13 protein-coding genes are annotated in these 16,276 nt (G+C 39.6%); 11 read left to right on the forward strand and 2 right to left on the reverse strand.

All coding sequences use genetic code 11. The features are described from left to right. Positions 1-118: 118 nt before the first annotated feature. The gene (locus BQ5321_RS07385) at positions 119-586 is read left to right on the forward strand and encodes a respiratory nitrate reductase subunit gamma (protein ID WP_071393883.1); all 468 of its coding nucleotides are present in this window, start codon (positions 119-121) and stop codon (positions 584-586) included. 44 nt (positions 587-630) lie between these two features. On the opposite strand, the gene BQ5321_RS07390 is transcribed toward BQ5321_RS07385, so the two are convergent. Further along, entirely contained in the window at positions 631-1,329 is a 699-nt protein-coding gene (locus BQ5321_RS07390; RefSeq protein WP_071393884.1) for a Crp/Fnr family transcriptional regulator, read from the reverse strand. A 311-nt stretch (positions 1,330-1,640) separates the two neighbouring features. On the opposite strand from BQ5321_RS07390, the gene argC reads away from it, so the two are divergent. The 9 genes from argC to clpB all read left to right on the forward strand — a co-directional run bounded on the left by argC (position 1,641) and on the right by clpB (position 14,162). Continuing rightward, positions 1,641-2,675, forward strand: coding sequence for an N-acetyl-gamma-glutamyl-phosphate reductase (gene argC, locus BQ5321_RS07395; RefSeq protein ID WP_071393885.1), 1,035 nt, complete (start codon positions 1,641-1,643; stop codon positions 2,673-2,675). Between the two features lie 64 nt (positions 2,676-2,739). Next, the gene (gene argJ, locus BQ5321_RS07400; protein ID WP_071393886.1) at positions 2,740-3,969 is read left to right on the forward strand and encodes a bifunctional ornithine acetyltransferase/N-acetylglutamate synthase; all 1,230 of its coding nucleotides are present in this window, start codon (positions 2,740-2,742) and stop codon (positions 3,967-3,969) included. 12 nt (positions 3,970-3,981) lie between these two features. Continuing rightward, entirely contained in the window at positions 3,982-4,758 is a 777-nt protein-coding gene (argB, locus tag BQ5321_RS07405) for an acetylglutamate kinase (protein WP_071393887.1), read from the forward strand. Then, positions 4,751-5,908: an acetylornithine transaminase gene (locus BQ5321_RS07410; protein ID WP_071393888.1), complete on the forward strand. Its 1,158-nt coding sequence runs from the start codon at positions 4,751-4,753 to the stop codon at positions 5,906-5,908. The genes argB and BQ5321_RS07410 overlap by 8 nt, the downstream gene beginning before the upstream one ends. Positions 5,909-5,986: 78 nt before the next feature. After that, positions 5,987-7,069, forward strand: coding sequence for a carbamoyl phosphate synthase small subunit (locus tag BQ5321_RS07415; RefSeq protein WP_071393889.1), 1,083 nt, complete (start codon positions 5,987-5,989; stop codon positions 7,067-7,069). Beyond that, a complete protein-coding gene (locus BQ5321_RS07420; protein ID WP_071393890.1) occupies positions 7,062-10,175 on the forward strand; it encodes a carbamoyl phosphate synthase large subunit in 3,114 nt (1,037 codons plus the stop codon). Before BQ5321_RS07415 ends, BQ5321_RS07420 begins: the two co-directional genes overlap by 8 nt. Continuing rightward, entirely contained in the window at positions 10,172-11,137 is a 966-nt protein-coding gene (gene argF, locus BQ5321_RS07425; protein WP_071393891.1) for an ornithine carbamoyltransferase, read from the forward strand. The genes BQ5321_RS07420 and argF overlap by 4 nt, the downstream gene beginning before the upstream one ends. 123 nt (positions 11,138-11,260) lie before the next feature. After that, positions 11,261-11,440: a YjzC family protein gene (locus tag BQ5321_RS07430; RefSeq protein ID WP_071393892.1), complete on the forward strand. Its 180-nt coding sequence runs from the start codon at positions 11,261-11,263 to the stop codon at positions 11,438-11,440. A 166-nt stretch (positions 11,441-11,606) separates the two neighbouring features. Continuing rightward, positions 11,607-14,162 carry an ATP-dependent chaperone ClpB gene (gene clpB / locus BQ5321_RS07435; RefSeq protein WP_407639276.1) on the forward strand — a complete coding sequence of 852 codons (2,556 nt, stop codon included), beginning with the start codon at positions 11,607-11,609 and terminating at the stop codon, positions 14,160-14,162. A gap of 87 nt (positions 14,163-14,249) precedes the next feature. Here the strand turns inward: clpB and BQ5321_RS07440 are convergent, their stop codons facing one another. Continuing rightward, entirely contained in the window at positions 14,250-14,450 is a 201-nt protein-coding gene (locus BQ5321_RS07440; protein WP_390622144.1) for a YjzD family protein, read from the reverse strand. Positions 14,451-14,814: 364 nt separating this feature from the next. Between BQ5321_RS07440 and BQ5321_RS07445 the strand changes: the two genes are divergently transcribed. Beyond that, positions 14,815-16,092: an IS110 family RNA-guided transposase gene (locus BQ5321_RS07445; RefSeq protein WP_071393895.1), complete on the forward strand. Its 1,278-nt coding sequence runs from the start codon at positions 14,815-14,817 to the stop codon at positions 16,090-16,092. Positions 16,093-16,276 lie beyond the last annotated feature (184 nt).

A 16,276-nucleotide genomic window follows, 5' to 3' on the forward strand; every position in this document is an offset into this window, starting at 1 on the left:
GCGTAAAATATGTCGAAAAAAGTAAAAATTAGCGACTTATGTCACAGCGAACAGCATCTATTTCCCTTATTATGATAGTAAGGGGTTGTTTCCATGCTAAGGGGATAGAGGTGGAATTATGGAGCTGCTGAAAATGATATTATGGGTTATCTATCCGTATACAGTATTAATCATTGTCATGCTGGGGCGTTTGTGGAAATGTGACTTTACGGAACTATATAATGAAAATAAAATCCTTGAGAGATTAGGTATGGGACTGTTCATAGCTGTTAAAGCGTTATTGTGGTTAAGCTTATTATCAGGTGTAGCATCACTTTTAGTGAGCGGCATGCGGAATGACTTAATGGAAATGCTTTATTGGGGAATCAGCTTTATATCGTTTCAGCCGAATACAGATCTGATTGAGCAGATGTCACTCTTAACACAATTGCATCTGATGGTATTGTTTACTTTTTTCTTGGTATTATCCTTTACGATGTCCTTTAAAAAAACGGATAAGACTAAAAAACAATCAGTCTTGAATAAAATGGAAATAAACAGCGAAGTGAAACAAGCACGAAAAAAAAGCCAAAAACTGATTGGTTAGTCTCCCAATCTGTTTTTGGCTTTTTTTGTACCATTCACCATCGTCTAATGGATATTACATATATCAATCGGACAATTTTCGCAGTTTATTTCAGTTTTTAAATAATTGATATTATGAATGGTAATAATTCCTTTATCAACAGTTATGACTTGATTTTTTCTTAATTCACTTAGCATTCGATTTACAACCTCACGAGACGTACCGCAAAAATTTGCCAGCTCCTGATTGGTGATAGGTAAATCAATCATAATACCTGAGTTTGTTATTTTACCATAGCTATTTGAAAGCCGTATAAGTGTAGAGTATAAGGCTCCCTTCTTGCCATTCAAGATAAGGTCGCGAAACTTTGTCACCGTTTTACGGTTTTGATGGCTCATCCATTTCATAAATTCAATGGCAAGACGATTATCAAGCTCTAGACGTTTTTCCAGCTCTTCTTTATAAATAACAGCAACTTCACCGTCTTCAACCACTTTGGCATTTAGCATATATTTTGATGATGAATAAAACATAGTTAATTCGCCGATTATTTCACCAGCAGAGCTCATTCTTAATGTCAGTTCTTGACCTTCCGGAGTCATTTTACTAATTTGTACTTTACCGCTCTGGATAATGTAAAGTTCATTTGCATTTTGTCCTTCTTGATATATATAGGTACCTTTGCTGATTTTTCGAATATGGTGAACGGATTGTAATAGCTGGGTTAACTCTTCAGATAGAGGAAATTGTGCTAATGGCTGCATATTTGTACCACCTTTAATTGTATATATTCTCTAGATTGTGTTAAACGGTCATTCTTTATTAGCACGTAAGAACGATTTTCAATGGTGGAGAGGTTCTCACTAAATCCATTCTTCATAGCGATTAAACATAAAAATAACTATTATAACATTATACTATCATTATAGTAAAAATTCACCATAAGCTAAATAGTATTTTAGAAAAAAATGTTTGCAATTTTTAGAGTATGTTTTATAATGGTAGAAACATTATTTATAATTATTAAATATAATGATTAAATATTCATTGATGAACTATTCGGAGGAGGAAGGAAATGAAGGTTTCGGTTATAGGAACAACAGGATATGGAGGTATAGAGCTCCTGCGAATTTTACATTCACATCCCGTTTTTCAGATACAATCCATCCACTCGACAAAGGGAGAACTACCAATTTGGAAGGAGTATCCACATCTTTTCGATATTAATAATCAAGTTCTTGAAGTAATAAATCCGGAGGAAATAGCTGAAAAATCAGAGCTTGTCTTTTTAGCGACGCCTTCAGGTGTGTCAGGGCAGCTTGCCTCACAATTTGCCGAGTACAATGTTAAATTAGTTGATTTATCCGGGGATTTACGATTAAAGAACACGGAAGATTATATACAATGGTATAAGCATGAACCAGCTCCACAGGCAATAATTGATAGGGCTGTATACGGTTTAACAGAATGGAACCGGGAACAGGTGGCTGCTGCAGATTGGATTTCGAATCCTGGCTGCTATTCAACCGCTTCATTGCTTGGTTTAGGACCAATTGTGAAGGAAAAGCTGATTGATCCAGCATCCATTATTATTGATGCGAAGTCAGGAACGTCGGGTGCAGGAAGAAAGCCGACAAGAAGTAACATGCACGCTGAAATGAGTGAAAATTTTAAAATTTACAAAGTGAATGAACATCAACATATTCCAGAAATTGAGCAGCAGCTTTTAGATTGGAATCAAGAAATCAAGCCAATTACCTTTTCAACCCATTTGCTTCCTATTTCAAGGGGAATAATGGCAACGGCTTATGTACAGGTACAAAAAGACATGACATTATCTGACATTTATAAAATTTATCAAGAGTATTATCAGGATAATGCATTTGTCCGGATTCGACCAGAGGGACATTATCCATCTGTTAAAGAGGTTTGCGGCTCTAATTACTGTGATATTGGCTTGCATCTCGATAATAGAACAGGCAGATTAACGATTATATCTGTCATTGATAATTTAATGAAGGGTGCTGCTGGTCAGGCGGTTCAAAATGCAAATATCATGACGGGTCTTGATGAAACAACTGGTCTAAACTTTATTCCGATGTACCCATAATAAGCAGTTACATCGCCATTAGGGAATTGTCTAGTGTTCTAGACCCATAAAGGAGGAGTCACTTGTGCAGGCAGTATCAAATATCCATATTAAGGAAGTAAAGGGTGGCAGCTTTCTATCGCCAAAAGGTTTTTTGGCGGCAGGAGTTGAAGCGGGCTTAAAAAATGAAAAAAAAGATGTTGGAATGATTTTAAGTGAGGTTCCAGCAACTTGTGCGGCAGTCTACACGACCAATCAATTTCAAGCAGCACCCATTAAAGTAAGCCAAGATAGTATTTCAAAAGAAGGGAAGATTCAGGCTGTTATCGCAAACAGTGGCTGTGCCAATGCTTGTACAGGTGAGCAAGGACTTCGGGATGCCTATGAAACAAGAAGACTAGTTGCCCAAAAGTTTAACCTAAACGAACATCTAATTGCAGTCGCTTCTACAGGTGTTATTGGTGTTAATCTACCAATGGAGAAGCTTGCAGCTGGAATTGAACAATTAGAGCCTGGTGATGCACTGGAACAGGCTGTAGCGTTTCAAACAGCTATTCTAACGACAGATACGATGATGAAAACAACCTGTTTTTCTGCGCAGATAAACGGAAAAACGGTTACAATGGGCGGAACAGCAAAAGGATCTGGTATGATTCATCCAAACATGGCAACAATGCTGGCATTCATTACAACGGATGCTAATATTGACCCGGAAGGACTACAAACCGGATTAAGTGAAGTAACTGAAAAGTCATTTAATCAAATTACCGTTGATGGTGATACATCAACAAATGATACCGTATTTGTCCTAGCGAATGGTATGGCAGATCATGAAACGTTAACACCTGAGCATACTGACTGGCCTGTATTCATAGAGTTATTAAGGGTGACATGCGAAAGTCTTGCTAAACAAATTGCACGAGACGGCGAAGGTGCGACCAAGCTTATTGAAGTAGAAGTAAAGGGTGCAAAGAATGAATTGGATGCACAAATGATTGCAAAGCAAATCGTCGGTTCGAACCTTGTTAAAACAGCTGTCTATGGTGCAGATGCTAACTGGGGCAGAATCATTAGTGCCATCGGGCAGACAAAAACAGCTGTGAACACAGGAAATGTGGATATTGCAATTGGTCCGATTGTGATGCTTAAGGGCAGTGTACCATTGGTATTCTCAGAGGAGGAAGCACTAGATTATTTACAAAAGGACTTCATCCAAATATTTGTTGATTTGCATAATGGTGAAGCCACAGGAAAGGCATGGGGTTGCGATTTATCCTATGACTATATCAAAATTAATGCTAGTTACCGTTCATAGGAGAGATGGAGAATGAAGAAGATTGTTATAAAATGCGGGGGCAGTATTCTCGATGAATTAACGCCAGCATTTTTTGCCTCATTAAAGGAGCTTCAAGGCCATGGCTATCGATTGGTATTCGTTCATGGCGGCGGCCCGGATATTAATAAAATGCTTGCCATGTATCAGGTAGAGCCTGAATTCCATAATGGCTTACGAAAAACCACTAAGGAAACGCTTGAGGTAGTAGAATTAGTTCTATCAGGTCAAACCAACCGAAAGCTTGTCCAAAAATTAACCCAAAATGGCTTTCAGACAATTGGATTAAATGGCAGTGATGGAAACCTTCTTCAGGCTGATTTTATTGATCAGCAATCGTTAGGGTTTGTTGGTGAAATTACTAAAGTAAATGATCAGCTAATTTCTATTCTAATTCAAGAAGGAATGATACCGGTTATTACGCCAATTGCGGTTCACGAAACCGGGCAGAAATTAAATATTAATGCAGATTATGCGGCGGCAGCAGTAGCAGGAGCAATCGGTGCCGAGCAATGTATTTTTGTAACAGATGTTGAAGGAATCATGGTAGAGAATCAAGTCGTCCATTCGGTAGAAAAAGAGCAGGTTGAAAAATATATAGAAGATGGAACCATCTATGGCGGGATGATTCCAAAAGTAACCTCCGCACTGTCTGCTCTGGACAAAGGTCTTTCCAGTGTCATGATTGTATCTGGCAAAGCGCCCTTTTTTAACGGGGAAGAATGGAAGGGAACAAAAATTATTGGAAAAGAGTGGAGTTATCATGAGTAATCTGTTTCCAACATACAGCAGATGGGAAGTCGAGCCTGATTGGGCGGAAGGCAGTATCATGTATGGAAAAGATGGAAAAAGATATTTAGATTATACATCCGGTATTGGCGTATGTAATCTCGGACACCGTCCAAGTGCAGTAGAGGAAGCGATTCAAAAACAACTGAAAAAGTTTTGGCATGTTTCGAATCTCTTCCCTGTTGAAATACAGGAGACAGCTGCAGCAAAGTTAGCTCAAGCAGCAGAAATGGATTTGGTCTTCTTTTCAAACAGTGGTGCAGAAGCAAATGAAGCAGCTATTAAATTAGCTAGAAAAGCCACCGGCCGTACGAAAATTATTACCTTTAAGCAATCCTTTCATGGACGGACATATGCTACTATGTCTGCTACCGGACAGGATAAAATAAAACATGGTTTTGGTCCAATGCTTGAATCCTTCATCTATGTACCATTCAATGATTTAAAGGCGTTACAGGATGTGATGAGTGATGAAGTGGCTGCAGTCATGCTTGAGGTTATTCAAGGAGAAGGCGGTATTTATCCTGCTTCAGAGGAATTTTTAAAGGGTGTAGAAGCACTTTGCAGCCAGTATGGCTCTCTTTTAGTCATCGATGAAATTCAAACAGGTATTGGGAGAACTGGAAAGCCATTTGCGTTTCAGCATTTTAATTTAGAGCCTGATATTGTATCAGTAGCGAAGGGTCTTGGCAGCGGTCTGCCAATCGGCGGCATCATTGCGAAGAGCGGTTTAAAAGAGGTGTTTGGACCGGGAAGTCATGGAACTACATTTGGTGGGAACCCGTTATCCATTTCAGCTGCGATTGCCACAATGGATACGATTTTCCAAGACAGCTTCCTGGCAGAGGTGAATGAAAAAGCTGACTTTTTCAGAGCAGAGCTGGAAGAAAATCTGTTACCATTAGCAAATGTAAACGACATAAGAGGTATTGGGATGATGATTGGTATCGAAATTAATCAGAATGTTCCAGACTTACTAAAGAGTCTGCGCTCAGTTGGTTTTATTGCCTTGCCTGCGGGTGAAAATGTTATAAGACTATTACCGCCACTGACTACAACAAAAACAGAATTAGAAGAGGCCATTGCTATTCTTACAAAGGTCTTAAAGCAAAATCTAGGTGCAGCCGTCTAGGCTGTATAATTTTTCAGTTGACTGTATAATTATTAGTGCGTTAAAATAAATATACAAAAAAATCATGGGGTGTGCGAGATGAAAGGATATTTACAGTTAAACAGCGGGGATTGCTTTCAAGGTCAATGGTTGACAAGTGCACCCGTAGATACGATAAAAGGGGAAATAGTATTCTATACCGGAATGACCGGATATCAAGAAGTACTGACAGATCCATCCTATAAGGATCAAATTATTGTTTTTACCTATCCGTTAATAGGTAATTATGGGATAAATGAGGTTAACTTTGAAAGTAAAAAACCACATGTTGCAGGTGTTATCGTATACGAAGCGAAACAAACAGCTTATCATTATGAAGCACAATATTCGCTGATTGAATATTTGGAAAAGTGGGGCATTCCTTTGCTCGGATCCATTGACACAAGAGCAGTAGTTAAAAAGATTCGCAGTAAAGGAACAATGCCGGCAGTGCTGACTAGTTCAGAAAAGATAAGTGAACAAAGCTTTTCATTAGTAGAAGATCAAAAGGTTAGTAAAGTTACAGTTTTTAAACCAGAAAGCCATGGTAGCGGTGAACAGCACATTATCCTTATGGATTATGGTACAAAAAAATCAATTGTAAAATCGTTAGTAAATCGCGGATGCATGGTAACCGTTGTGCCTTACAATACCTCGTTTGAGGAAGTGAAAAAATTAAAGCCGGATGGTATTCTGCTTTCAAACGGACCTGGTGATCCTAAGGCTCTGCAGACTATTTTACCTACTGTAAGGAAGCTCATTTCACATTACCCGACGTTAGGTATTTGTCTTGGACACCAATTAGCTGCATTAGCTCTCGGTGCTAACACGAAAAAATTAGCCTTTGGTCATCGTGGGGCCAATCACCCTGTACTAGATTCTGTAACCGGAAAAGTATTTATGTCATCACAAAATCATAGCTATGTGGTGGATATACAATCAATTACAGATACAGGTCTTACCTTACGTTTTACGAATCTACACGATCAATCTGTGGAAGGCTTTGATCACGAGAAATATCCATTACAAACCGTGCAATTCCATCCGGAAGCAAATCCGGGACCTGCCGAAAGTGAATATATTTTTGATGAATTTATTGAAACAGTAAAAGCGAACAATGGGAGAGTATTTGCATATGCCTAAAGACACAACGATCCATTCCATACTTGTAATTGGCTCAGGACCAATTGTTATTGGTCAGGCGGCCGAGTTTGACTATGCGGGCACACAAGCCTGTATGGCATTAAAAGAAGACGGCTATGAGGTTATTCTAGTGAATGATAATCCGGCTACGATTATGACAGATCACAGCTTTGCAGATCGAATATATTTTGAACCTCTGTCTGTTGATGTCGTAGAAAAAATCATTGCGAAAGAACAGCCGGATGGTCTCTTAGCAACCCTTGGCGGTCAGACAGGACTAAACTTAGCCTTTCAATTACACGAAAAGGGCGTTCTAGAAAAATACGGAGTGAAGCTGCTCGGCAGTTCAATTGAATCAATCAAAAAAGGAGAAGACCGTGAAGCATTTAGAAAGCTAATGCACGAATTAAATGAACCTGTTCCGGAAAGTACCATTGTGCATGAGTTAAAGGAAGCGGTTACCTTTGCAGAGCAAATTGGATTTCCGATCATCGTTCGCCCTGCCTATACATTAGGTGGAACTGGCGGTGGAATCGCTGATTCCATGGATGAGCTAACAAAATTGGTATCAGGCGGTTTAAAGGAAAGTGCCATCCATCAATGTTTGATTGAGAAGAGTATTGCGGGTTTCAAAGAAATTGAATATGAAGTCATGAGAGATGCCAATAACACCTGCATTACGATTTGTAATATGGAAAATATCGATCCAGTAGGTATTCATACGGGTGATTCAATTGTCGTGGCACCGTCTCAAACCCTAACGGATCAGGAATATCAAATGCTTCGTGCAGCATCTATAAAGATTATCTCCGCCTTAGAAATTATTGGTGGCTGTAATATTCAATTTGCCCTTGATCCAAAAAGTAAAAATTATTACTTAATCGAAGTAAATCCAAGGGTCAGCCGCTCCTCTGCCTTAGCATCAAAGGCAACAGGCTACCCAATCGCCCGTATGGCAGCAAAGCTATCTACAGGATACTTGCTAAGTGAAATTGTTAATCCTGTCACAGGAGATACCTTTGCAAGCTTTGAACCATCACTTGATTATGTTGTGGCAAAGATTCCTAAATGGCCTTTTGATAAGTTCCCTACTGTTGAGCGGAAATTAGGTACTCAAATGAAGGCAACTGGGGAAGTAATGGGAATCGATCGAAATTTAGAACGTGCTTTATTTAAAGCGATTCATTCGTTGGAAATCAGTGTCAATGATTTACAGCTTCCTGCACTAGAGCAAATTGAAGTAGTTGAGCTGCAAAAGGGATTGCTGGAGCAGACTGATCAACGCTTTTTCATTGTGCTGGAGCTGTTAAGAAGAGGAACTTCCATTAACGAGCTTCACGAAAAGACAGGAATAGATTTATTTTTCCTTAAAGGCTTTGAAGCAATGATTAAGCTTGAGAAGGAAATATCCTGCTCATCACTTGAGTCGGTAACAAAAGAAGAGCTTCAAGTGTGGAAGGAAAGAGGCTTCAGTGATACCTTTATCGCTAGCGCGTGGGGTGTAACGGAAAAAGCAGTACGAGAAAAACGTAAGGCGTTAGGTATACTGCCTGTCTATAAAATGGTTGATACATGTGCAGCTGAGTTTGAAGCAAAGTCAAATTATTATTACTCCAGTTACTTTGGTGAAAATGAGCAAACCCCTACTGACAAGAGAAAAGTAGCCATTATTGGTAGTGGCCCCATTCGAATTGGGCAGGGAATAGAATTTGATTATTGCTCTGTTCACGGTGTACTAGCTTTAAAACAGGAAAATATTGAAACGATATTAATTAATAATAATCCAGAAACAGTAAGTACGGACTTTGCGACAGCTGACCGCCTTTATTTCGAACCGTTGATATTAGAAACTGTCTTAAACGTTATTGAAAGTGAAGGCATATCTGAAGTGATTGTACAGCTTGGCGGTCAAACAGCTCTAAATCTGGCAAAGCAATTGGAGGAGAATGGTATAACTATTCTCGGAACTAATTCAAGTACAATCGATGCTCTTGAGGATCGTGATTTGTTCTACCAATTACTCGACAATTTAAATATCCCACATATTCAAGGTGATATCGCCTATAATCATGACCAAATCACAAGCCTAGTTGAAAATATTGGTTATCCCGTTTTAATCAGACCTTCCTATGTTATTGGCGGAAAAGGAATGGAGCGAATTAATAATGAGCAGGAGCTCGCTGCTTATATTAAGAATGGTGATATTCCTTATCCCGTGCTTGTCGACCAATTTATGCAGGCATACGAAGCGGAGCTTGATCTAGTAGCGGACGGGAAGAATATATGTGTTCCAGCGATGATGGAGCATATTGAAAAAACCGGTGTCCATTCGGGTGACAGTTTGTCGATTTTACCGGCTCAGACATTATCAAAAAAAGTCAAAGCAAAAATGCGAGAATACGCTGGAAAAATCGTTCAAAAATTAGGCTACAAAGGTCTTATGAATATTCAATATATCGTTAACGGTGACCAGGTCTATCTCCTTGAAGTAAACCCAAGGGCAAGCCGAACGGTTCCAATCGTAAGTAAAGTTACAGGTGTTCCACTTGTGCAGCTTGCAACTAAGGTATTACTTGGGACATATACCCTCTCGTCAAAAGAGACAAAAGAATTTTCCGATGTTCCGTATGTTTGCGTAAAGTACCCCGTTTACTCTTATTACGCCTTAAATGGTCTGGATTCAAAGGTAAGCCCGGAAATGCGTTCAACGGGTGAAGGGATTTCGATTGCTTCTACTATAAATGAAGCATTGCGTAAAGCCTTCCATGTCTCTTTACAGAAAAAAAATGGAAATGTGATTGTTGTGAGTACATTAGAAAATTTAGAAAATATTACTAGTCTTGCTGAGCAATCGGGTGCTACAATTGTCTTAGATGAAAAGGCTGAAATAGTGCTAAAGGATGCTAATACGATTGCGTACTATAATCCAGGCGGTCTTGATAAAGACAAACTGCTCCGTTCCATCGCAACAAGAAATCGAGTCATTACGTTTACTGAAAAGGAAAGTCTACAGGCTTTCTTATCAGGCTTAACTATAAAGGATTTTACTGTTCATTCTATTGAGGAATGGCACAATATGATAAAAGAGGACGTGAGTGCAGTATGAAATCAGATCTATCCGTTTTAGAAAAGGACTTAAATTTAAAAGGTAAAGACTTTTTAGCATTAGCTGATTTTTCTTCCGATGAAATTATTGGACTATTAGAAAAAGCAAAAAAGATGAAAGAATTACACTTAGCAGGAGAAAGCTACACGCCTTTAAAGGGAAAAACGCTTGGAATGATTTTTGAGAAATCATCTACAAGGACTCGTGTTTCTTTTGAAGCAGGAATGTATCAATTAGGCGGAAATGCTTTATTTTTAAGCAGCAACGATTTACAAATCGGAAGAGGCGAGCCTATTTCTGATACTGCTCAGGTATTATCACAATATTTGGATGGTATTATGATTCGTACGTTTGAGCATGAAAAAGTAGAAGAGCTAGCAAAATATGCATCAATTCCAGTAATTAATGGATTAACTGATTTATTCCATCCTTGTCAGGTCCTTGCTGATTTATTAACGATTATGGAAATTAAAGACGAGCTGAAAGGCTTGAAAATGGCCTATATTGGTGATGGAAATAATATGGCACATTCCTTAATGATTGGGGCAGCTAAAGTTGGGATGGACTTCTCCATTGCATGCCCTGAAGGTTATAAACCGGATGAAAAAGTAGTAGAATTAGCAACACAATTTGCTAAGGAATCAGGAGCAAAAATCGTTGTGACAGAGGACCCTATTGAAGCAGTGCAAGACGCGGATGTAATTTATACGGATGTATGGACTAGCATGGGTCAAGAGGCTGAAAATGAAATCCGCTTAAAAGCCTTCGCGCCATTCTACCAAGTAAACGAAGAGCTTGTGAAGCATGCGAAGCAAGATTATATTTTCCTACATTGTTTACCTGCACACCGTGGTGAAGAGGTAACCGCAGGTGTCATCGATGGCAGTCAATCCGCCATTTTCCAAGAAGCTGGTAACAGACTCCACGCCCAAAAAGCTTTGCTTGTCGAGTTGCTTAAATAGGCTAAATATGATTTTCGTACCAGGCACTTCGCGTACCTTTATAAAGATGCCCTTATCTTTCCATCATGATTCTTTTTTAAAATAGCCATAATAAAAAGGATTCAAGGATAAGGAGGGAATGTAATGGGTCAAAGCCGACAGTTTCATCCAGGACAAAAGGCACCAAATAACGGCATTTATATAGAAATTGGTGAGACAGGTAGTACGGTGAATAATCCAAAGAAATTGAGGCTTAAAGCAGGAGACGCCTTTCCTGAAAATTCGAATCATAATCGTGTCTGGACTTACGCACGAAAACCATAATCAAAAAAGACCATCCGAATGGATGGTCTTTTTGTGGTTAGGGATATTGACATACTTTTAATTTGCCATAAAGAGGGGTATAATAAAGTAAAGGTCAAAAAAGGTCAAATGGAGGCAGAGAAGAATGGACATCAATCAAATGACTGAAAAGGTGCAAAAAGCGATGATGAACGCCCAATCACTCGCACTAAGAGAAGAGCATCAGGAAGTGGATGAGGTTCATTTATTCCTTGCATTGCTAGAGGATGAAGGTAATCTAATCCATTCTATCCTAGAAGGGTCAAATTTGGTGGTTGAAGACATTAAGCAGGATCTAGAGAAATTTCTGTTAAAAAGACCTCGTGTTTCAGGAAGCGGTGTGGAACAGGGGAAATTATATATCACAAACCAACTGCAACGAGTTTTAGTTGAAGCTGAAAAATATATGAAGCAATTTCATGATGACTTTCTTTCGGTAGAGCATATTATCATTGGGGCTGTTGCGCTGCCATCTGAAATCGGAAAATATTTAAAAGATAAAGGTATAGACTTAAAAACTTTGCTGATGACAATTAAGAACATAAGGGGGAATCAAAGAGTGACATCGCAAAATCCAGAGGGAACTTACGAGGCCTTGAAAAAGTATGGAAGAGATTTAGTCGAGGATGTGAAGAAAGGGAAGGTTGATCCCGTCATTGGCAGGGATAGTGAAATCCGTCATGTGATTAGAATTCTCTCACGAAAAACCAAAAATAATCCTGTTCTAATCGGAGAACCAGGAGTTGGTAAAACGGCAATTGTTGAAGGTCTTGCTCAGCGGATTGTTCGAAGGGATGTTCCAGAAGGCTTAAAGGACAAAACGATTTTCTCACTTGATATGAGTGCATTAATTGCTGGAGCAAAATTTCGCGGAGAGTTTGAAGAAAGATTAAAAGCAGTATTAAATGAAGTGAAAAAAAGTGAGGGAAGAATTCTTCTTTTTATTGATGAACTTCATACCATTGTAGGAGCAGGGAAATCAGAGGGGGCAATGGATGCCGGCAATATGTTAAAACCGATGCTAGCAAGAGGTGAGCTGCACTGCATCGGAGCAACCACATTGGATGAGTACCGAAAATATATTGAAAAGGATCCTGCATTGGAACGCCGCTTCCAACAGGTGCTTGTGGAAGAGCCAGATATTGAGGATACCATTTCCATTTTACGGGGACTGAAGGAGAGATTTGAGGTACATCATGGAGTGAATATTCATGACCGAGCCTTAGTAGCTGCAGCCACCCTATCAGATCGCTATATATCCGACCGCTTCTTGCCAGATAAAGCGATTGATTTAATTGATGAAGCCTGTGCCATGATTCGTACGGAAATTGATTCCATGCCATCTGAATTGGATGAGGTAACGAGAAAGGTCATGCAGCTGGAAATTGAAGAAGCGGCATTAGCTAAAGAAAGTGATGAGGCAAGTAAAGAAAGACTCTTATCCTTACAAAAGGAATTGGCTGATTTTCGTGAACAGGCCGACGCCATGAGAGCCAAATGGCAGCTTGAAAAGGAAGGGATACAAAAGGTACAGGAAAAGCGTGAGCGATTAGAAAAATTAAGACGTGAATTAGAAAAAGCAGAAAACGAATATGATTTGAACAAAGCAGCTGAGCTTAGACATGGAAGAATTCCTGCTCTTGAAAAAGAATTGAAGCAGATAGAAGCAGAAGTAAATAACAAGCAAGGAGAACGATTATTAAGGGAAGAGGTCACAGAGGATGAAATCGCCGGAATCGTAGCACGCTGGACGGGTATTCCCGTTACAAAGTTGGTAGAAGGCGAGCGTGAAAAGCTTCTAAGACTTCAAAGTATTCTACATGAAAGGGTCATTGGTCAGAACGAAGCGGTTGAACTGGTATCAGATGCTGTATTAAGAGCAAGAGCAGGCATTAAAGACCCTAAGCGTCCAATTGGCTCGTTTATATTTCTTGGACCGACAGGAGTAGGAAAAACGGAGCTTGCAAAAGCGTTAGCGCAAAGTCTGTTTGACAGTGAGGAGCAAATCATTCGTATTGATATGTCCGAATATATGGAAAAGCACGCGGTGTCAAGATTGATTGGCGCACCTCCAGGATATGTAGGATATGAGGAAGGTGGGCAGCTGACCGAGGCTGTCAGAAGGAGACCCTATTCCGTTATTCTTTTAGACGAAATAGAGAAAGCACACCCAGAGGTTTTCAATATTCTCCTGCAAATGCTTGATGATGGCAGAATTACAGATTCACAAGGGAGGACTGTTGACTGTAAAAATACAGTCATAATCATGACCTCTAATATAGGGTCTCATTTTCTGCTTGACCAGCATGAGGGGGAAGATGAAATCAATGAAGAAACAAGGAATCTTGTCATGGGACAGCTACGAAATCATTTCCGGCCGGAATTTCTAAATCGGGTGGATGAGATTATTTTATTTAAGCCACTTACGTTACAGGATATTAAAGGAATTGTCGATAAGCTGATGAAAGAGCTTCAAATAAGACTGTCAGATCAGCAAATTAGATTAGGTATAAATGATGAAGCAAAGGAATATATTGCAGAAAATGGCTTTGACCCAGTTTATGGTGCGCGGCCATTAAAAAGGTTTATTCAAAGGAATCTTGAGACAAAGCTTGCTCGAGCTATTATTGCAGGTGAGATAAGAGAGAACAAACAAGTCACTGTTATCATTGACAATAATGATATTGGCTTTCAAATAAACTAAGAAAAATTCTTTCATACAACAAGAAAAAAAGGCTGACTCTTCAAAGAGTCAGCCTCTGTTTCTCCTCATTATTCTTATAGAGAATGATTAATGAGCTCCGTCATGTCCAGATGGTGTATCTGGAAGGATGGCAGGAATAATCGATATTAAGATAGTCGTAACCACGCCTAAAATAGCACCGGTTTCAACTTTAAACTCAACACCAAGCATAGATCCTACTACATATGTAATCATTTCCATAAGAAGCACAGTCCAAAATAATGTCCAGAAATAGCGCACAAAATTCACCTCTACCCCTTTAATTTCTTTATCTATCTTAGCATATTGTTGTCAAATAATAAAGAAAACTTACGTCAGTAAATATTTTTTTCCCCTTATAGCATTACACATATAGACTGAACAAGATTTAAACAAAATGGAAAAACAAGGCATAGTCCCATTCATTTTTAATAATTGAACATATATTAGTAATAAGAGCATAATGACGGGAAATCAGAGTGCAATTGAGCCTTCGAAAACTATCAAAAAGGAGCATTCCTGTTAGAAGAATTTTCGGGGACTTGAACAAAAAAGAGCCCTCTTGGTATGATACGGGGTGTCAAATCGTGTGGCGAAATGACCCCTAACTTAGTTAACCAAGGAGGACTCCAAAGTGGATTTTAACGAAAATCAGAAAATAAATCAAGTCACCGAGAATACACTCGTAGTCGGAATTGACATTGCCAAGCGAAAACATTTTGCTTGCTTTGTAGATGACCGTGGTCGGGTGCTCCAAAAATCTTTCCCAGTATTACAGTCTAGTGATGGCTTCCAGTGGTTTTATCAACGTATTTTGACTGCAATGAAAGAATACGAAAAAACGGAGGTCATTGTTGGGATTGAACCAACAGGCCATTACTGGCTAAATTTAGCCTATTTCCTTGAAGAACGGGGTATTCCCCTGGTCATGACCAACCCTTTGCACGTTAAAAAGTCAAAGGAATTGGATGACAATTTACCAACAAAACATGACCGTAAAGATGCGCTAGTAATCGCTCGTCTTATTAAAGATGGACGCTTCAGTTATCCACGTATCTTGAAAGACATGGAGGCTGAACTTCGTGTTGGATCAACGTTTAGAGGGAAATTGACAGAGGAACTTAGTGCTGTCAAAAACATGATTATACGCTGGTTAGATCGCTATTTTCCTGAGTTTACTCAGGTCTTTCCGTCATTTGGAAAGATGGCAATGGCTGTACTAGAATGTACCCCATTTCCGAGTGATCTCCATCAGAAACAAGCTGATGAGGTTTTATCCCTTTATCGAAAGATCGAGGGGCTCAAATCTCCCCAACGACCAAAAGCAGTGCGCCTCATTGAAGTCGCTGCTTATTCCATTGGAGTAACAGAAGGACGTGAGATGGCCCGTATTGAAATCGCCACGCTCGTTCGCCGTTACCATCAGCTGGAACAAGATATCGAGAGGATTACGGGGCACTTAGTTGAGCTTGTAAAAACTTCTGTAGAGTACGAGTGGCTATCAACGGTACCAGGACTAGGAGATACAACGATAGTTGATTTATTAGCTGAAATCGGAAGCTTTTCATACTATGAAGACCCACGCCAACTAATCAAACTCGCGGGGTTGACATTACGAGAGAGTTCTTCCGGACAGCACAAAGGGCAAAAGCGCATCTCCAAACGTGGCAGAAGAAAGCTGCGTGCCCTCCTATTTAGAGTCATGATGCCGATGATTCGCCATAATGAAGCTTTTAGAAAACTGCACGAATATTATACAAATCGTCAGGTTAATCCATTACGTAAGAAGCAGTCCATCGTGGTTCTATGCGGAAAACTATTAAAAGTGTTACATGGAATCAGCACGAAGCACAAAGCATTTGATGCGCAGCGAATGATGAAGGATATTCCGAGTCTCGCAGAGACTATATAGATTTCTACATCCCCCTTTACAGACCTAGACAACAGGATGACACGGAGAAGCTGGCATTATATTCACCATTCGACCTAGAGTCCCTAAAGGAGCTTCGCTAGCCTCTGCCTTATGACTAGACCGAACGAAGGAATGTAGGCACACAGATGCCCAGAGATATGGGAGGGTACGTCATCATAAGTTA

It is taken from the genome of Bacillus tuaregi, from assembly GCF_900104575.1.
GTDB classification, from domain to species: Bacteria; Bacillota; Bacilli; order Bacillales; family Cytobacillaceae; genus Bacillus_BD; species Bacillus_BD tuaregi.